The organism is Rheinheimera sp. KL1 (assembly GCF_001275035.1).
GTDB classification, from domain to species: Bacteria; Pseudomonadota; Gammaproteobacteria; order Enterobacterales; family Alteromonadaceae; genus Pararheinheimera; species Pararheinheimera tangshanensis.
In genome coordinates this window covers 63,182-82,560 of sequence record NZ_LAMX01000025.1, presented here as the reverse complement: position 1 = coordinate 82,560, position 19,379 = coordinate 63,182, and the positions used below count along the sequence as shown (strand labels likewise).

Below are 19,379 nucleotides of genomic sequence, written 5' to 3'. Positions count from 1 at the left end.
TTAGTTCAGGCGTCTTTTTTCGTATTCAGCAGCAGCCGTATCCTGCAGGAATAAATCCCCTGTAGTACGGATCAGCTTTTCTATGTCTTTTTTACCCTTCAGATACCCTTCAATCACGTCAAAGGCCGGGCCACCTAAATGCGGGCTCAGCTCTACAGTGGCATTGGCGTCGCCGTCAGCCATAGCTTTAAAGTAATCAGGTACAGCGTCGACAGACACCACCAGTAAGTCTTTGCCCGGCTTCAGGCCCGCTTCTTTAATGGCCTGAATAGCACCTAACGCCATTTCATCGTTATGAGCCCAAAGTGCACAAATGGCTTTGCCACCCTGCTCTGCTTTGAGCAAGGACTCCATCACTTCTTTGCCTTTGGCGCGGGTAAATTCAGCGGTTTGACTACGGACGATTTTAGCTTGTGGGTGTTTCGCCAGGACTTCATTAAAACCTTTAGCACGGTCTATCGCCGCTGTAGCCCCCACTGTGCCTTGCAATTCGATGATATTGCACTGCTGTTGCGCCTGGGGTTGGCTCATTAACCAGGTCGCCGCTTTGCGGCCTTCTTCGACAAAATCAGAAGCGATACGGGTGACAAATAACGATTCGTCCTGCACTTGCACATTACGGTCGACAATAACCACAGGAATGCGGGCACGCTTGGCTTCTTTTAGCACTGGAGTCCAGCCGGTCTCGACCACTGGAGCAATGATAATGGCGTCCACACCCTGCGCAATAAAGCTGCGAACCGCCTTAATTTGGTTTTCCTGCTTTTGCTGCGCATCAGAAAACTTCAGCTCTATGCCGCGTTTTTTCGCTTCCGCTTTGACAGACTCGGAAAAACTGGTCCGCCAGCCACTTTCCGACCCTACCTGAGCAAAACCTACAGTGGTAGCAAAACTGCTGTGGCAAACTAAACACAGGCCCAAACCTGCAACTATGGATTTGATTTTCATAGGTCGACTCCCCTTGTCAAACAGGTCCTTATGATATTTTTTAAAGACGGACCTGCGGTGATTAAACTCTGTTGTTATAACGCCCTAGCTATACCCCAATACAAAACGGCTGCACTGCCGGTACAACTGGCCGGCTTTTAGCAAAGCCGTTGGAAAATTTGCTTTATTGACTGCATTTGGATAGCCATGAGGCTCCAGGCATAAAGCGGCGTATTTTTCTATGGGCCGGCCCTGATTCCCCAGTATGCTGCCGTCCAAAAAGTTGCCGCTGTAAAACTGAATGCCGCTCTGATCAGTAAACAACTGCAGAGTGCGGCCCGACACAGGATCGCGCACTAACGCAGCAGGTCTGCTCAAATCACGGTCTTTGTTCAAGACAAAATAATGGTCGTAGCCGTTTTCAAGCAAGCTAATATCCTGGCCTATCCGCTTGCCCGCTTTAAAATCAAAAGCGCCAACCGCAGGCACTAACTCGCCTGTCGGGATCAGTTGTTTATCCAACGCCAGAATAAAGTCGGCATCAAGCTGCAATTGCTGCTCAAGCACTGTGCCTTTGCCTACACCGCCAATAGCCCAATAGGCATGATTAGTCAGGCTGACTGGCGTGTCTCTATCTGACACAGCACTGTATTCCAGTACCAGCTCATGATGCGCCAGCAAGGTGTAATGCAGCTGCACATCCAACTGCCCGGGAAACCCCTGATCGCCCTCTGGGCTGGTGATGCGAAAAGTAACGCTGACTCTGTCGTTTTGCTGGTCTATATCAAAACTCCAGAAGCGACTGCCTAAACCATCCGGGCCACCATGTAATTGATTCGGCCCTTCATTGGCAAGTAACGACAGCACCTTGCCTTGCTGCATATAAGCCGCAGCACCAATACGGTTCGCCACCCGGCCTATAGTCACGGCAAAATAATAAGGATTACGGGCAAAATGGCCTGGATCCTGATAGTTTTGCAGCAGTTCGGTTTTTTCAGCGGAGCCTGATTCTGGCACCAAGTCTGGCATCAGCACCGACCATAAACCTGCACCTAAATTACTTAATGTCACTGTTAATCCGGCAGGATTAGTCAGTTGAATCAGCTGCAAGGGCCGCTTTAACGCAGCCACCTGCAAAGTCTCAGTCGCGACAACAAAGCCCATGTTAAGCATCAACCGCTGCGCTGGTTTTTACGCCATTCACCAAACGCGGTAAAGCCCATGGATTGGCGTTTTGCAGCTCTGGTGGCAATAACTCAGCCGGGTAATTCTGGAAACAAATAGGACGGACAAAACGGGCAATAGAAGCTGTGCCTACCGAGGTAAAACGTGCATCAGTAGCGGCAGGGAAAGGCCCGCCATGCATCATGGCATCACACACCTCAACACCAGTCGGGAAGTTATTCACCACCAGACGGCCTACTTTTTGACGCAGCAGGCTGATGAGTTCAGCCTGAGTGGCAAGCTCTGCTGCTGTTGCCTGTAAAGTACCAGTCAACTGGCCTTTTAAAGTTCGCACTACCGCCAGTAATTGCGCCTGGTCAGCACAACTCACCAGTACAGAAACATGGCCAAACACTTCTTCCTGCAAATGTGGATTGGCTAAAAAGGCTTCGGCTGTGACTTTAAAAAGTTTGGCCTGAGTGCAGAAGCCTGCTTTATCGCCCACAGCTTCGCCGCTGCCAACCAGTTCAACACCAGACTGCTCAGCCAAATGCACTGTGCCTTTTTGATAAGCCGCAGCTATGCCTTCGTTCAGCATGACACCAGCTGGTACTTTGGCTAAAGCAGCAGAAGCTGCACTGCAGAATCTGTCCAGTGCTGGGCTTTGAATTGCCACAGCCACACCAGGATTAACACAGAACTGGCCAACGCCCAAAGTTAAAGAGCCGACAAAACCTGCCGCGATAGATTCAGCATTTTGTTCCAGCGCCTCTGGCAATAACACCACAGGGTTCACGCTACCCATTTCGGCAAATACAGGAATAGGTTCAGGTCTGTTATTGGCCAGCTGAAACAATGCCATGCCACCCGCTAAAGAGCCGGTAAAACCTACAGCTTTTACTTCTGGCGCAACCACCAGTTCAGAACCTACTTCACGACCAGCGCCCATAATCAAAGAAAACACACCAGCAGGTAAACCCGCTTTTTGTACCGCTTTATGCAAAGCTTGCGCGACCAGCTCGCACGTACCAGGGTGTGAGTTATGACCTTTGACGATGACAGGACAACCTGCAGCTAAAGCCGCTGCTGTATCACCACCTGCCACAGAAAAAGCCAGCGGAAAGTTACTGGCACCAAACACCACTACAGGTCCTATCGGCTGATTGGTATAACGTAAATCAGGACGAGGCAAAGGCTGGCGATCAGGCAAGGCGGTATCAATTCGGATATTCAGGTATTCGCCAGAACGGATAGAAGAGGCAAATAAACGCAGCTGATTAACAGTTCGGGCACGCTCGCCTTCACCGCGGGCTTTTGGATACCCTGTTTCCAGCGCGACACGCTCTGGCAACACATCACCTAAAGCCATAATTTCATCAGCGCATAACTCTAAAAACTCAGCTCGCTGCTTAAGTGTTGTAGCCGCAAAAACCGGCGCAGCTTTCGCAGCAGCAGCCACCGCCTGATGCACTTGATTTTTGCTGGCATAACTCATTACAGGCTCAATAAAAGCGGCAGTCGCAGGATTAACCGCCTGATATTGACCTGCTTCGCCCTGCACCCAGTGCCCATTAATCAGTTGTTGACCTGTAATCATCTTTACTCAACCCTTGTTCGTGGTAACAGATTCAAAAAAGTGGCCGAATCACCGCAAAAGCAGTTAAATCCAGCCACCGTCCACAATAAAGTTTTGTGCTGTGCACAATTTGCTGTCGTCGGAAGCTAAAAACAGCGCCATAGCTGCCACATCTTCCGGCATCAGGCTGTCTTTGACGCATTGATTTTTTTCAATATCCCGTGCCGTTTCTTCGTTGACCCAATACTTCAACTGACGTTCAGTCATCACCCAGCCGGGCGTTAGGGTATTGACGCGGATTTTATCCGGCCCTAAATCACGAGCCAGACCACGGGTTAATCCTAAAACTGCAGCTTTAGAGCTGGTGTAGCCAGGCATACCGCCCTGACTTTCGTACCAGCTCATCGAACCTAAATTGATAATGGAACCTCCGCCCAGCTTTTTCATCTGCGGATACACCGCCTGAATGGCAAAAAACTGATGGCGTAAATTGATATTGACCCGCTGATCCCAATACTCAGGCGTCACGTCAAGGAAGTTGTGCCTGGTATCACTGGCAGCATTGTTGATTAATACGCTGATAGCACCCAGCTGTTGTTTGACTTGTTCTATCACCTGCTTTAAATCGTCAATATTCAACAAATCACAGTGATAAAACTTCAGCTCTGCATCTGGATATTGTGCAGTTAAATCAGCGACTAAGGCCTCAGATTCCGCTGCTAAAATATCAACAAAAGCGACTTTAGCGCCCTGAGCGATAAAAGCTTCCACCAGACAAGCACCAATGCCTGAACCACCACCACTGATAAATACAGTTTTGTGGCGCAGACTCGGATACTGATTGGTTAAATTCATTGTTTTGCCTCGTATAAAATAGCCTGAAAGGCTGGCACCACCCACCTGACAGGCTTGGCCTAATGCCTAAACTAGTGCGAATGAGCTGGCACCGCAGCACCACGACAACCCACTAAAAAGTCGAAGTCGCAGCCTTCATCAGCCTGTAATACCCGTTCGCGATACATTTCCAGATAACCACCAGTGCGCATAATCACCTGCGTGGCTTTTAATTTCTCTAACCGTGCGGCGATTTCTTCGTCCGAAACTTCCAGATGCAACACACCATTGGGGGCATCCAGCTGAATATAATCACCTTCCTGCACTGCAGCTAAAGGCCCTAACTCCATGGCTTCAGGCGTGACATGTAGCACCACAGTACCAAAAGCTGTACCGCTCATTCGGGCGTCGGATATACGCACCATATCTTTAATGCCTTTTTTCAGCACCTTAGGCGGTAACCCCATATTGCCGACTTCGGCCATGCCTGGGTAGCCTTTTGGCCCACAGTTTTTCAGCACCATCACACTGTTCTCATCGATGTCCAACTCTGGGTCATTAATGCGGGCTTTGTACATATCGAAGTTTTCAAACACCACGGCTTTACCACGATGCTTTAATAAATGCGGGCTAGCGGCTGAAGGTTTGAGTACAGCGCCACGAGGCGCTAAGTTGCCACGTAAAATACAAATGCCACCACTGGCAACTAGTGGATTATCCATAGTGCGGATCACATCGTCGTTATAGCATTCAGAGTCTTTGACATTGTCCCAAATGGTTTTGCCATTCACCGTCAGGGCATGGTTATTTAACATGCCATTTTCGCCCAGGCGGCGCAGCACAGCTGGCAAACCACCAGAGTAATAAAACTCTTCCATCAGGTATTTACCGGACGGTTGTAGGTTCACCAGAGTAGGAACTCCTTTGCCATGTGACCAGTCATCCAGAGATAAATCCACACCAATACGACCCGCTATGGCTTTTAAGTGGATCACTGCATTGGTGGAACCGCCAATAGCAGCGTTGGTGCGAATCGCATTAATAAAAGCATCTTTGGTCAGTATTTTCGACAGTTTTAAATCTTCATGCACCATATCCACAATTCGCATACCGGATAAATGCGCCAGCACATAACGGCGTGAATCCACAGCAGGAATAGCCGCATTATGAGGCAAGCTTGTGCCTAAGGACTCCGCCATACAGGCCATAGTAGATGCAGTGCCCATGGTGTTACAGGTACCGGCAGAACGCGACATGCTGGCCTCCATATCCATAAACTGCTCCAGGCTGATACGGCCCGCTTTGTATTCTTCATGTGCCTGCCACACCAGCGTACCGGAACCTACATCTTTGCCATGGTGTTTACCGTTTAACATAGGGCCACCTGTGACTACTATGGTCGGTAAGTCACAACTGGCAGCGCCCATTAATAAGGCGGGAGTGGTTTTATCACAGCCAACCAACAGCACCACACCATCAATAGGGTTGCCACGAATCGCTTCTTCAGTATCCATCGCCGCTAAGTTGCGTGTCAGCATAGCGGTTGGACGTAAATTTGATTCACCATTGGAGAACACCGGAAATTCCACCGGAATACCACCGGCTTCACGGATGCCATTTTTCACCCGTTCAGCGATTTGACGAAAATGCGCATTACAAGGCGTTAGCTCAGACCAGGTATTACAAACCCCAATCACTGGCTTGCCTTGAAAGTGATGATCAGGAATACCCTGATTCTTCATCCAGCTGCGATACATAAAACCGTTTTTATCGTGTGTACCAAACCAGCTGGCAGAACGAAGCTGCACTTTTTTCTTTTCGTCTTGGGCCATAGTTGAATCCTGAGGCAGTTTAATTTAATAATATTGTATTACTAATACATCAAGCTTGAGTCAAAGTTCAAGCAGTTCGTAAAAAATTTTCACCAAAGCAGTGCAGCTGATTTAGCTATCCATTGATTTGATTAGAGATTTTTTCTGCTCTTGATGTGTGCGACTTTTGCACAGCCGGCTCGAATTAGTCATATTGGTAATACTATAAGATAATTATTAATAAATCACGACAGGGGTATTATGAAAAACGTTCAGATTTTTATCTTTTTACTGCTGACCGGATCCGTGAGCCTGACCAGCTTTGGTCTGTGGGCAGCCAATCCGCTATTTACAGATGTACGCACTGCTGATCCGGCCGCTTTAGTAGTTGGCGACACTGTTTATTTGTACACAGGCCATGATGAAGCCAAAGACAATAACAGCTTTTTTGTGATGCATGACTGGCTGGTGTTCTCCTCCAAAGACATGAAAAACTGGCAGGCCCACGGCGCTAAACTCAAAGCCAAAGATTTCAGCTGGGCCAAAGGCGATGCCTGGGCATCACAAGTGATAGAAAAAGACGGCAAGTTTTATTGGTATGTCACAGTGCGACACGCCACTATCAATGGTTTTGCCATCGGTGTGGCTGTAGGTGATACACCGCTTGGGCCGTTCAAAGATGCCCGCGGCACAGCGCTTATTACCAACGATATGACCACAGACACCGACATCGACTGGGATGATATAGACCCTTCGGTTTTTATCGATGACGATGGTCAGGCCTATTTGTTTTGGGGCAATACCAAACCCCGTTACGCCAAACTCAAAGCCAATATGATTGAGTTGGATGGCCCTATTCAGAGTCTGGATCTACCGAATTTCACCGAAGCCATTTGGCTGCATAAAAAGGGCGACTTGTATTACCTGTCGTATGCCTCGGGTTTCCGGAAAAAATTGTCTATGCCACTAGCAAAAAAATCACCGGGCCCTGGGTGTATCAGGGCATTCTGAATGAAGTCGCAGGTAACTCCCCGACTAACCATCAGGCGATTATCGAGTTTAAAGGCAAAGATTATTTTATCTACCACACAGGGGCAGCCCAACCTGATGGCGGCGAATTCCGCCGCTCCGTGGCGATAGACCGGTTGTATTACAACAAAGATGGCACTTTAAAACGCGTCATTATGACCAGTGAAGGTTTGGATAAAGACTGATCTCCTTCGTACTTGAAGCCGCAGCGTTGTTGCCTGCGCTCCTCGCCCCAGTCACATAGGACAACTATGCTCCTGGGGTCTCGCTCGCTTGCCGCCTAGCTGCAACATCAATTACTTTGGAGATAATTTGGGCATAAACCAGCAAAACGATTTTAGGGTTCTGCTTGACAACAGAAAACAGAAACCAGATATTAATGGTATTGTAATACAAATAAATTAACGAGGATGTGCGATGCGTTTAATTCAATTTGTGACTCCAGATCAGCAACGCGCTGTGGCACTGGTGTTATCCGGCACTGAGGTGCAGCCATTAGAAGGCGTGCAGACTGTCTATCAGCTGGCAAATCAAGCCTTAACTGCGAAAAAACCATTACAGCAGCTCGTCACAGAACTGGTTGCTGATCAGAAACTGGATTATCAGGCTATAGTCACAGAAGGCCGTTTACTGGCGCCTTTTGATCATCCGGACCAAGCGCATTTGCTGGTCACAGGCACTGGCCTGACTCACTTAGGCAGCGCCGATACCCGTGCCAACATGCATGCGCAAACCAGTGGCAAAGCAGTGGCTGAACTGACTGATACCATGAAAATGTTTAAGTTAGGTCTGGATGGCGGTAAACCTGCTGCAGGTGAAACCGGTGTGCAACCTGAATGGTTTTATAAAGGAGATGGCAGCATAGTGGTGTCCCCCGGTGCACAGTTGTTTTCTCCTTCTTTTGCTTTAGATGGCGGCGAAGAACCTGAAATTGTTGGGGTCTATATCAATGATGCTGAAGGTCAGCCCTGGCGACTTGGCTTTGCTTTAGGTAATGAATTCTCCGATCACAAAACCGAACGGCTGAATTATTTATACCTGGCGCATTCAAAATTGCGGCCTTGTGCTGTAGGCCCGGAATTGCTGCTTGGCGATTTACCCGCTCATATCGAAGGCACCTCACGTATTTACCGCGACGGCAAATTACTGTGGCAAAAAGCTTTTGTCAGCGGTGAAGACAATATGTCGCACAGCATCAGCAACTTGGAACATCACCACTTTAAATACGATTTATTCTGCCGCCCTGGCGATGCGCATCTGCATTACTTTGGTACAGCTACTTTAAGTTTTGGAGATGGTATTGAAACTCAGGCCGGTGATGTATTTGAAATTGAAGCCCCAGCCTTTGGGTTAGCGCTGCGTAATACTCTTGCTATGAGTACCAAACAGCCTTTGAAAGTGAAAATGCTATAGGGTCAGTAATCTTGAATCTAAAATAGGGTCAGCTCACATTGGTTACGCATAACTCATGTGATCTGACTCCATTTTTATTAATCCGGCTGTTGTGCCAGATTTTTTAAGGCGTATTCTAAGTTTTCTTTCGATTTAGCCAGCAGTTGGAACATCTCTATTTTTGCTTTGGCTGCATCACCTGATGCTATCGCCTGATACACAGCTTTATGACCGGGCAACGAATCGACATACTCTTCCGCTATAGCACTGCTTAAACGGAACAAGCCCATTAAAGCGGTTTGTATCGTCATGCCTAAGGAAATCATAAATTCATTATTGGTGGCATCCAACACCGCCATATGAAACTCCAGATCGCTGGAGAACACAGCATCAGTGCCAATTTCGGCTTTTTCCATCGCCTCATAGGCTGCACCTAATACCACAGCCTGTTCTTCACTACGGTTTTTTGCGGCCAACTCTGCTGCTGCAGGTTCAAAAATCTCGCGAATTTCAAACAAGGAGATAAAAAACTGTGGTGAGGGTTTCGATTCAAAACACCAGCTTAAAATTTCACTATCGAACATATTCCAGTGCTTACGTGGCCGAATGCGGGTACCCAGTTTAGGCCTCGACTCCAGTAACCCTTTAGAAGTCAGAATTTTAAAAGCTTCACGTAGCGCTGTGCGGGACACCCCCAGTTCTTCACCTATAGTGGTTTCATTCGGAATATATTCACCTGGCGAATAAATGCCACTGACGATACGGGTGCCTAATTCTTCCGCCACCCAGCCATGAATACTTTGAGGTCGGCTTTTTAACTGATTTGCCATGCAGATCCCCTAAACATCGACCTGCAATTCAGGCCAGAATCAAATTCTTACTATAATAGGATTTATGTTAACCGATTTACTGCTAAAAAACCTAACAGCAGCCTGATTTCATTAGTTTTTCATAATAAGCCCACAAAAAATCATAGGCATTAAGGTACTAAATAGCAATATTCAAGCCATAGTAAAGCAGGGCCTTGCCTCTGTTGATTACTTTTTCACTGGCCGATGAGTGAAGGGTTTAATTGATAAAATCTGTAATTCGATATTGCATTTATACTGGTTATTATTTATAAGATCGTCCGTTTTGCCAGTAGGTAAAACTCTACAGAGGTGGTCCTTTAATTGCCCGTCAAAATAGCACCAAAAGACATTAAGCTCGGTTACGCCATCAAATTGCCTGTCGGTTGGATGAAACATCCTTTTCTGACCAATAAACTGGTAGTAGAGTCTTTGCAGCAGCTGCGTATTATTCAGTCTCTGGAGCTGGATTTTGTCTATTTCTACCCGGAACGCAGCTCTGTCGTTCCGGAAAGTCCTACGGATACAACAGACTGTTCTGTAACACAAGAATTAGCAGACGTGCAGCTACGCACCGAAATGCAGCTGGATAAAGAACAACGTATAGAGCAAGCCAAAGCCCACAGACGAGAGTTACAAAAAACTGAAAAAGCTTTTGCTCAGTCTATGGCACAAGTGCGTAATCTGATGACTAAAGTTCAGGGCGCCCACTGAATGCGATAGAAGACGCCACTCAGTTGATCAGTAATTTAGCAGACACCATCCTGAGTGAAGACGCACTAGTGTTGCATCTGATTTCGCAGGCAGGTAAAGAACAAGAATCAATGTACTTTCATGTTCTGAACGTCTCGATTCTGGCGATGATGCTGGCGAAAAACTTAAAATACAGCGCGGACGAAGTGAAATGGGTCGGTTTAGGGGCCATGTTTCATGACGTAGGCAAGCTAAAAATCCCTAGCCAGATTTTGCGTAAAACTACAGCCTTAACCACTCCGGAACAAAACTTTATCAAACTTCATCCAAAGCTAGGTCTGGAACTGCTGGGTTTAACCCAACAATTTCCGACTGAAGCTAAAGCTGTAGTGGAGCAGCATCATGAATATCTGGATGGTAGCGGTTATCCGGCAGGGTTAAAAACGGATCAAATCAATAAGCTCGCTCGCATAGTTGCAGTAGTCAATGAATTCGATAACCTTTGTCATCCAGCCGATCTATCACAAGCCCGCTCGCCTCATCATGCCTTATCAGTGATGTATAAAACCATGAAAGGTAAGCTGGGCGATCTGGAAATGAAGGTGATGATTAAGATGATGGGCATTTATCCACCCGGCACTGTGGTGATGCTGTCGGATAAAAGAGTAGGTATTGTCATGGCAGTCAATTCCGACTCGATGCTCTACCCCGATGTATTGATTTATGACGCAGACGTACCGCGACTTGAAGCCGCTATTGTCACTTTAGAAGCCAACAAGCTTTCAATTGAAAAAGTAATCAAACCCAAAGCCTTACCACCGGAAGTTTTTGCCTATTTAAACCCAAGAGCTCAGGTCAGTTATTTTGTACAACAAAAAAACTGAGTCGGGTCAATGGCTTCAAAGCAATGGCTGAAATATGAGCATTTTCTGCTAACTGAATACTTTATTTCGCTTTATAATGTCGGACCAGTTGTAAAGCTCTCTTTAACTTCTGTATATAAATCAATGCTCAGCTGTCAGGATGTAGTACGCTGAATTTTTTAACTGCTGGTTTGCAGACGACTCAAAGCGTTTAATAAACTGGTTTTATTGCTCGCCGGATAGAACTAAAAATTTATGAACAATCATCCTGAATCAGAATTACTGATCTCTTTTATCTGGTTACTCACTGTTGTTGCAGGTATAGCCTGGGGTTTAATGACCCAACCTTTGCGCATAGCACCCAAGGCTAGTATCAGGTTCTTTTTTGCAAACCTGACGTTAGGCTCAGGGATCTATTTGCTTACTTTGTATACAGCTGAGTCTGAGTTACTCACCTGGTTTGTTGCTGATCTGGCTATTTTATGCAGTTTCATGCTGATTGGCTGGGGTATACAACAGCTGTTCAAACTGCACTCTACTGCAGCACGCGACAGTCTGATCTTTTTGGTTACAGCCCTGTTGATGCTGTTTGCTCATCTGCAGCACCCTCATCCCATCTTTTTAGGTATCCTCTTTTCAGTCACAGCCACAGTATTTTTATACTCTGCCAGTAGAAACAACTTTCAGGCAATCCAAAAAGATTTTGGTTCTTTAGCGGCCTGTCTAATGTCTGCTCCTTTGTATGCGGTCACCCTGATTTTTTTCGTCAGGGCTTTGATATTATCGTGGCCAGAAACTGAAACAGACACCTTTGTAGCCACTTACACAGCACAAGCCGTGCCTTTGTTGTGGTGTTATGTGATCCTTACACTGACCATTAATATTGTGATGATAGGAGGAGCATTAGCTCGCCTGGTCGCCAAAATCCGTCAGTTTGCTGAACGGGATCAACTGACAGGTTTGTGGAATCGCAGAGCTGTGCTAAAAAAGCTGCAGGAAATGCACCTCCTATGGCAAAAACAACAGCAAAGCTACAGTCTGATTTTATTGGATTTAGACCACTTTAAGCAGATTAATGATAGCTTAGGGCATGACGCCGGAGATGCCGCCTTGCGCCGCTGTGCTACGACTTTGTCTGCTGTGGTCAGAACTCAGGATCTGGTCAGTCGTTATGGTGGTGAGGAGTTTCTGCTGCTTTTCCCCGGCGTTACAGCAGTTGAACTACCGCTGATCGCAGAAAAGATCAGAACGACTCTTGCTGGCTGTCAGTTAATTTGGCAAAACAATCCAATAGAGCTAAATGCCAGTTTGGGTTACATCACTGTCTATCCCGGCGCTAAAGCCGAACATTTACTGACATTGGCTGATAAAGCCATGTATCAGGCCAAAGCCGAAGGCCGCAACAAAGCCTGTCCTGCCATGATCAGCTAACAAAACCACTTCACTCTCTTTGTTCGTCCGTCAGTTTCTGCTATAGATGAAAGCTCTTTCAACTAGATGAGATGGCTTGATGGACTACAAAAAATGCTCAGTGTGCGCTGCAGTGGCAGCAACACAGCTCTTGAGCGGCTGTGGCACTACAGATCAGCCATCAATCTCTGTAGATGACTCTTCCCCTGATTGGCAATTGATTTGGCAGGATGAATTCTCAGGCCAGCAATTGGATTTAACCAAATGGAGTTTTGAGGTCAACTGCGCCGGAGGTGGCAACAACGAACGCCAGTGTTACACCAACAGGGCAGAAAACGCTGCTGTAGCGAATGGAGTTCTGACCATCACGGCCATCAAAGAGAACTTTGCAGGCCCGGCGGCTCAGGACGACTCACCTGATTACCACCCAGAACTGACTGTCAGCCGTGAATTTACCTCAGCCCGCCTTCGCACTAAGGGCAAAGGTGACTGGACCTATGGCCGATTTGAAATTAGAGCTAAGCTGCCATCAGGCCAGGGGAGTTGGCCTGCTATTTGGATGTTACCTACAGAGTGGCGTTATGGTGGCTGGGCGTCTTCCGGTGAAATTGACATCATGGAAGCGGTAAATCTGGGTACCATCACAGACGATGTAACCGCAGTGGGTCAAACAGAGCAAAGAGTCCATGGTACTTTGCATTATGGCAGGCAAGCGCCGGGAAATGTTTATTCGGGGACCAGCTACAAAGCCAATGACTTTAAGCCGACAGAGCAGTTCCATCTGTATGCTCTGGAATGGGAAAAAGGTGAAATTCGCTGGTATGTTGATGATGTGCACTATGCCACTCAAACTGAACAGGGCTGGTACAGTCAGTTCCAAACCGCGGATGGTGTCTGGCAACAAGCCAAGGGGGCGGCACCTTTTGATCAGTCTTTTCATTTACTGCTGAATCTGGCAGTGGGTGGTCACTGGCCTGAAAACGTCAATGAAAAAGGAGTAGATGTTGAGCACTGGCCCCGGCAGATGGTGGTGGATTATGTCCGGGTTTACCAATGCTCAGCGCAGACTGCCGATGGCACTGGCTGTGGCACCAAAAGCAGCATGGCAACACAGGTTTCGGGGATTCAACCGCCCGCTTTGCCGGCATTCTGATGCCGGGCGCTCAGCAGCACCTGGCGGATAATACGATCCGCCTGAGCTTTATACAGTGGCCATTGCAAATAGTTACCCTGGGTCAGTACCAGCACCATCTCCAAACTTGGGAATACGGCAATATACTGACCGCCGTCACCCTCTGCTGTGTAATAAGAAATGCCGTCTTGCTGTCGTAACCAGAAGTAATAGCCGTAATCACCAGCAGGACTTGTTGCCTGACGGCTGGTCATTTGCTGCACCCAACCCGGCGGTAATAACTGCTCCCCCTGCCATTGCCCCAACTGCAGATACAAAACTCCCAATTTAAGCATATCGCGGGGTCTGAGCCATAAACGAGCCGAGCCTTCGGGCACACCATCGGGTTGCGTCTCCCAGCGATAAGAACCAAAACCTAACTTATCAAATAACTGCTGTTTAGCCCAAGGCTGCAACGGCTGTTTTAGCTCACGTTGTATCAGCTGTAATACCAGATTGGGTAAAGCACTGTTATAAGCCCAGCTTTGACCTGGTCCGGTATTCGGCTGTTGCAGCAGGTAATCGACAAAATTTTGCTGTTGCCACAGCTTTACTAAATCATCTCCCGCCCATTCATCCCAGACAAAACCTGCCTGCATCGACAATAACTGATGCAGGCTAATACTGGCTTTGATCGGATCAGCTTTGATCACGGCATGCTGAGGTAACAGCTGCGCTAAAGTACTGTCGACACTTAACCCCGCCTGATGCAAAGCTATACCTGTTAAAGTTGCAGTAACAGCTTTAGTGACAGAAGCCACATAATGAGGCTCCTCTGCTTGCCAGATAAAATCCTGCTGTCCCTGCTCTAACCGTATCCCTTGCTCAAAGTTAATCAGGTTGTTATTGCCCTTTTGATAATGCTCAAGGACCAAAGCGCCTGATTTATACAACAGCAGGCTATGCACCTGCTGATAACCCGGCTTGGTTTTGTTTTGAATTTGTAGCAGCAGTTGCTGCAGTATCTGTTCGTTCAATCCTTGTGCTGCAGGCTTTTTCTGAGGTAGGAAAAAATCGGACTCCAGACTTTGCGCTATGACACCCCGGGTCGTCGCCCGCAACAGCTCTTGAGCCTGAGCAGAACTAAAAGCACCGCAGCACAGCAGGCTGCAAAGTAAAACTATAATGATACGGCCAGGCATGCGGTTAAAAATCCAAAGTCCGGCCAAGGCGTTGACTGTGCAGCGCCAGCTCTATCAAACGGATGCCTTGCAAAGCTTCGGTGGCAGAAACCAAGTGGGGTTTACCTTGTTGCAAAGCAGCGACCAGTCGCTGATAAAACTTCTGATAATCACCCGCTAAAGTTGGATAAGGTTTTTGCCCTTGCGCATCAGCCACTACACCGTACAAAGCTGCAGGCTCCTGCCCCCAACCTGCACCATCAGGCTTTTGCCCTGCTCTTAGCGCATCTTCCTGCGGATCCAGACCTGTTTTATGATAAGACCCTAAATCACCCTGCAGAATAAAACGTGTGGTTGGATGCGCAGAAAAAGGACTTGAATGCAGCACTACTTCTTTGTCGGCGTAATGCAATAAAAGATGAAAATAATCCACAGTGTCGCTACCCAGACGTAACGCACGACAACGGGCTGTCAGTGCCTTTGGTGCACCAAATAACGCGATGGTCTGATCAATTAAATGCGGCCCCAAATCATACAAAATCCCGCTTCCCTCCCCCTGCAATTCGCGCCAGCGTGGTCTGGGAACAGGACGGAAACGATCAAAATGTGATTCAAAATAACGGATAGTTCCGAGCTCTCCTGTTTGCAGCAATTGCTGTAAAGTCAGAAAGTCGCCGTCAAACCGTCTGTTATGGTAAACAAACAGCTGGCGTTGTTGCTCGTCCGCCAGTTCAAACAGTTCCTGTCCTTGTACCTCTGTCAGCACAAAGGGCTTTTCCACCAGTGCATGTTTCCCTGCCAGCAAAGCTTGTTTTGCCAAAGGATAATGGCTGTCATTAGGTGAGGTAATTACCACCAGCTCAGCATCGGATAAACGAATAAGCTCATCGCCATTTGAGTAATGCTTTATATCCGGATAATCCAGCCGTAACTGAGACTGACTACTGCTGATTGCGACCAATTCAAGCTCGGGCTGTAAGCTAATAAAAGGCAAATGAAAGGTTTTGGCAGACAAACCATAGCCAATAACGGCTGTTTTGATCATGGCTACTCCTAAATAGCATCACTCATTGAGCTGTCATTGTAATACCACTAAAACAGGTCAATGGGGAAAATATCTGAGAGCTTTGCTCACTGGCACTATTGCTTCCCACCAACCCCCTCGATACAAGACAGCATTCCTGTTCTTAAGAACAAATTTTGGGACTTGATCTATCCAAACCTGAATAGTACTATTTATCGTATAAATAGTACTATTCAGGTTAATGAATGAAAGTTTTGGTTACAGGCGGTATGGGCTATATAGGCAGTCATAGCTGTATCGCTTTATATGAAGCTGGCATTACACCAGTGATTTTTGACAACTTGGTCAACTCCAGTGTCAAAGTTCTGGAGCAACTAAAAAAAATCACCGGGACCAGCATTGAATTTATCGAAGGGGATGTATCGGATGCCGTCGCTCTTGAGCAGGCTTTACGTCAAACCAATGCCAGCGCAGTACTGCATTTTGCTGCACTAAAAGCCGTAGGTGAGTCAACAGAACAGCCACTGCGTTACTATCAGAATAATGTCGCTGCAACTCTCACGCTGTTAGAGGCAATGCAAAAAGTGGGAGTGAATAAAATTATTTTTAGTTCATCTGCTACTGTTTATGGCGATCCGCAGTACCTGCCTTTTGATGAGCAGCATCCTCTTCGTGCCACCAGCCCTTATGGCTGGAGCAAAATTATGGCAGAACAAGTAGTAAACGATCTCTGCTGTGCTGCCAGTGACTTTCTTGCTGTGTCATTACGCTACTTTAATCCGGTCGGTGCTCACCCGTCCGGTCTTCTGGGTGAGAGTCCCCAAGGAACACCCAACAATCTATTACCTTTTATCGCTCAAACCGCGGTGGGTCGCCGGCCTTTTGTTAAGGTGTACGGCTCAGATTACCCCACTCCAGACGGCTCAGGGGTGCGGGATTATCTTCACGTCATGGATTTAGCAAAAGGCCATGTCGCCGCTTTACTTCACCATCAGGCAGATAAGGGCTTTCATACGTATAACCTTGGTACAGGTCAAGGTCATTCAGTGCTTGAGGTCATACGGGCATTCTCTGTTTCTGCCGGAAAGGAAATCCCCTTTACGTTGGCACCGCGCAGAGCTGGTGACGTTGCTTGTTATTACGCTGATGCGACAAAAGCGAATCAATTACTTGGTTGGACTGCTGAGCATAGCTTGCAACAGATGACGGATGACACCTGGCGCTGGCAGTCGAATTATCCTCAAGGGCTGGAGTATAGCGATGAATAAATTTGAGTTTACTCATAGAAGAAAAAATCCACTATCAGGAGAATGGGTACTGGTTTCTCCGCATAGAAATAACAGACCATGGCTTGGGGCTACGGAAGCCGTAGCCACTGAAGAATTACCAAAACACGATCCGTCCTGTCCTTTGTGCCCTGGGAACCAACGAGCAAACTCGGATACAAATCCGCACTATTCTTATACCCATGTGTTTGTAAATGATTTTGGCGCATTAAACTCTATATCACCTCAGGCCGAATCAAGTACGGATCCACTATTTACATACGATGCAGCAGAGGGCGAATGCCGTGTTATTTGTTTCTCGCCCGATCATAATAAAACGCTGCCAGAGATGTCGTTAACAGAATTATCCGAAGTGATAACCGCCTGGCAGCAGCATTACCGGGAATTAAGTCTTCGCTACAACTGTGTGCAGGTCTTTGAAAATAAAGGGGCTATTATGGGCTGTTCGCAGCCGCACCCACATGGACAGATCTGGGCACACCCGCATTTATCTACAGAAATTGAGCGCGAAGACGCCCAACAATCCAGTTATTTTCAGCTTCATGGCCGAGCCTTGCTTGCGGACTATGCAGAAAAAGAAATCGCTGATGGCAGCAGGGTGGTTTTTGAAAACAAGCATTGGCTTGTCGTAGTACCTTTTTGGGCGGCCTGGCCATTTGAAACTTTAGTATTGCCTAAGGACGAGTTGCAAAGACTGGATGCGTTGAATGACGCACAAAATAGTGCGCTTGCAGAAACCTTAAAAGTGCTTACCACCAAGTACGACAACCTATTTCGCTGTAGCTTCCCTTATTCTATGGGTTGGCATAATGCGCCAGCAAATCTGGACTCTTCTGCATCATACTGGCGCTTACACGCCCATTTTTATCCGCCTTTATTGCGCTCAGCTACAGTAAAAAAGCATATGGTTGGTTATGAAATGTTAGCCGAAAGCCAGCGCGATCTTACTCCAGAAACTGCAGCGTCTATTTTGCGTTCAGCCTCCACTATTCATTACAAGCAAGGAAATTCTGATGACGTATGAAACTTTGCAGCAACAGTTTCAGATGCTGTATCAACACAAAGCACGAGGAGTAGCCAGTGCACCTGGCAGAGTCAACCTGATAGGAGAGTTTACGGATTACAATCAGGGATTTGTCTTTCCTTGCTCATTAGGCTTTCGCACCTTAGTGCTATTTCGACGACGGACTGATCAACAACTTGTGGTGCACTCGGTGAATTACCCTGGAGAGCATGATTCTTTCGCTCTGGATCAAGCAATTTCAGCCGGTCCCTCGCAATGGGGTAACTACATTCGGGCCATGGCTTATGTACTTAAGAAAGCCGGACACAGCCTGGCTGGAGCCGATATCCTGATAAGCAGTGATGTGCCACAAGGGGCCGGACTCTCCTCTTCTGCAGCACTGGAAGTTGCTGTAGCTGGCGCCTTTAACCATATCAGCGCACTGGGCCTTAGCTTGCAGCAAATCGCTTTATTTGGTCAGCAAGCCGAGAATGAATTTATGGACTGCCAGTGTGGCATTATGGACCAGTTGATTTCGGCGAAGGGACAGCAAGGCCATGCCCTGCTGATTGACTGTAGCGATCTGCAAACTACTGCGGTCCCGCTGCCGGAAGACATAAAGCTGGTGATTATCAACTCAAATTATCCGCGCAAACTGGTGGATAGTGAATATAATCAGCGACGCCTGGATTGCGAGCAAGCCGCACAAAAAATGGGCGTACGCACTCTTCGCCATGCCACTCTTGAGCTGCTCAACGATACAGCACCTAAGCTAAGCGATACCGAGTTTCGACGGGCACGTCATGTGATTACTGAAAATAGCAGAGTACTGGCGACACAAAAGGCCTTGATTGCTAATGACATGCTCACTCTGAGCGAGCTGATGCGAGCCTCTCACTTGTCTCTGCAAAATGATTTTGAAGTCACAGTACCTCCGGTGGATGGCCTGGTAGAGATTTGCCATCAACTGTTTAAAGATCAAATTGCAGTGCGAATGACAGGGGGTGGGTTTGGTGGCGCCATCTTATGCCTGTGCCGTGAAGAGCATATTGAGCCTTTACGGCAGGCCGTCCTGGCGCAATACACTAAAAAATTTGGTCTGACTGCAGATTTTTATCTTTGTCATGCTGGCAGTGGCTTACAGATTGAGTTGTTCAATCAACAGAATAACTGCTGACGATCGGCATCAGTTCTTTCCTTACAAAACAATAACAAGCACTACAATGG

16 protein-coding genes and 1 pseudogene are annotated in these 19,379 nt (G+C 47.4%); 9 read left to right on the top strand and 8 right to left on the bottom strand.

Annotated elements, in window-relative coordinates:
• The 5 genes from WH43_RS13970 to WH43_RS13950 all read right to left on the bottom strand — a co-directional run bounded on the left by WH43_RS13970 (position 1) and on the right by WH43_RS13950 (position 6,333).
• Complete coding sequence (locus WH43_RS13970; RefSeq protein WP_053425215.1) at positions 1-948, bottom strand: ABC transporter substrate-binding protein; 948 nt, start codon at positions 946-948, stop codon at positions 1-3.
• A gap of 84 nt (positions 949-1,032) precedes the next feature.
• Positions 1,033-2,100 (bottom strand): aldose epimerase family protein, encoded by a 1,068-nt coding sequence (locus WH43_RS13965; protein ID WP_082335794.1) that lies wholly within the window; start codon positions 2,098-2,100, stop codon positions 1,033-1,035.
• Positions 2,093-3,688, bottom strand: coding sequence for an aldehyde dehydrogenase (NADP(+)) (locus WH43_RS13960; RefSeq protein ID WP_053425213.1), 1,596 nt, complete (start codon positions 3,686-3,688; stop codon positions 2,093-2,095). Before WH43_RS13960 ends, WH43_RS13965 begins: the two co-directional genes overlap by 8 nt.
• 63 nt (positions 3,689-3,751) lie before the next feature.
• Positions 3,752-4,522 carry an SDR family NAD(P)-dependent oxidoreductase gene (locus WH43_RS13955; RefSeq protein ID WP_053425258.1) on the bottom strand — a complete coding sequence of 257 codons (771 nt, stop codon included), beginning with the start codon at positions 4,520-4,522 and terminating at the stop codon, positions 3,752-3,754.
• Positions 4,523-4,593: 71 nt separating this feature from the next.
• Complete coding sequence (locus tag WH43_RS13950; RefSeq protein ID WP_053425212.1) at positions 4,594-6,333, bottom strand: IlvD/Edd family dehydratase; 1,740 nt, start codon at positions 6,331-6,333, stop codon at positions 4,594-4,596.
• A gap of 240 nt (positions 6,334-6,573) precedes the next feature.
• Between WH43_RS13950 and WH43_RS13945 the strand changes: the two are divergent.
• A pseudogene (locus WH43_RS13945) lies at positions 6,574-7,526 on the top strand (glycoside hydrolase family 43 protein).
• 232 nt (positions 7,527-7,758) lie between these two features.
• Positions 7,759-8,754 carry an AraD1 family protein gene (gene araD1 / locus WH43_RS13940; protein ID WP_053425211.1) on the top strand — a complete coding sequence of 332 codons (996 nt, stop codon included), beginning with the start codon at positions 7,759-7,761 and terminating at the stop codon, positions 8,752-8,754.
• 77 nt (positions 8,755-8,831) lie between these two features.
• On the opposite strand, the gene WH43_RS13935 is transcribed toward araD1, so the two are convergent.
• Positions 8,832-9,563, bottom strand: a complete 732-nt coding sequence (locus WH43_RS13935; RefSeq protein ID WP_053425210.1) for a FadR/GntR family transcriptional regulator — start codon at positions 9,561-9,563, stop codon at positions 8,832-8,834.
• Positions 9,564-9,905: 342 nt separating this feature from the next.
• Here WH43_RS13935 and WH43_RS20725 point away from each other — a divergent pair, with 342 nt between their 5' ends.
• The 4 genes from WH43_RS20725 to WH43_RS13920 all read left to right on the top strand — a co-directional run bounded on the left by WH43_RS20725 (position 9,906) and on the right by WH43_RS13920 (position 13,700).
• Positions 9,906-10,295: a DUF3391 domain-containing protein gene (locus tag WH43_RS20725; RefSeq protein ID WP_286049755.1), complete on the top strand. Its 390-nt coding sequence runs from the start codon at positions 9,906-9,908 to the stop codon at positions 10,293-10,295.
• Between the two features lie 23 nt (positions 10,296-10,318).
• On the top strand, positions 10,319-11,158 hold the full coding sequence (locus WH43_RS13930) for an HD-GYP domain-containing protein (RefSeq protein ID WP_286049754.1): 840 nt from the start codon (positions 10,319-10,321) through the stop codon (positions 11,156-11,158).
• Between the two features lie 234 nt (positions 11,159-11,392).
• Positions 11,393-12,568, top strand: coding sequence for a GGDEF domain-containing protein (locus WH43_RS13925; RefSeq protein ID WP_053425209.1), 1,176 nt, complete (start codon positions 11,393-11,395; stop codon positions 12,566-12,568).
• A 79-nt stretch (positions 12,569-12,647) separates the two neighbouring features.
• A complete protein-coding gene (locus tag WH43_RS13920) occupies positions 12,648-13,700 on the top strand; it encodes a glycoside hydrolase family 16 protein (protein ID WP_053425208.1) in 1,053 nt (350 codons plus the stop codon).
• On the opposite strand, the gene WH43_RS13915 is transcribed toward WH43_RS13920, so the two are convergent.
• Entirely contained in the window at positions 13,673-14,860 is a 1,188-nt protein-coding gene (locus WH43_RS13915) for a serine hydrolase domain-containing protein (protein ID WP_082335793.1), read from the bottom strand. The genes WH43_RS13920 and WH43_RS13915 overlap by 28 nt on opposite strands.
• Positions 14,861-14,864: 4 nt before the next feature.
• The gene (locus tag WH43_RS13910) at positions 14,865-15,884 is read right to left on the bottom strand and encodes an oxidoreductase (protein ID WP_053425207.1); all 1,020 of its coding nucleotides are present in this window, start codon (positions 15,882-15,884) and stop codon (positions 14,865-14,867) included.
• 224 nt (positions 15,885-16,108) lie between these two features.
• Between WH43_RS13910 and galE the strand changes: the two genes are divergently transcribed.
• The 3 genes from galE to galK are packed head-to-tail and all read left to right on the top strand — an operon-like array spanning position 16,109 to position 19,329.
• Positions 16,109-17,131, top strand: a complete 1,023-nt coding sequence (gene galE / locus WH43_RS13905; RefSeq protein ID WP_053425206.1) for a UDP-glucose 4-epimerase GalE — start codon at positions 16,109-16,111, stop codon at positions 17,129-17,131.
• Positions 17,124-18,173: a UDP-glucose--hexose-1-phosphate uridylyltransferase gene (locus tag WH43_RS13900; protein ID WP_053425205.1), complete on the top strand. Its 1,050-nt coding sequence runs from the start codon at positions 17,124-17,126 to the stop codon at positions 18,171-18,173. The genes galE and WH43_RS13900 overlap by 8 nt, the downstream gene beginning before the upstream one ends.
• A complete protein-coding gene (gene galK / locus WH43_RS13895) occupies positions 18,163-19,329 on the top strand; it encodes a galactokinase (RefSeq protein ID WP_053425204.1) in 1,167 nt (388 codons plus the stop codon). The genes WH43_RS13900 and galK overlap by 11 nt, the downstream gene beginning before the upstream one ends.
• Positions 19,330-19,379: the final 50 nt, after the last annotated feature.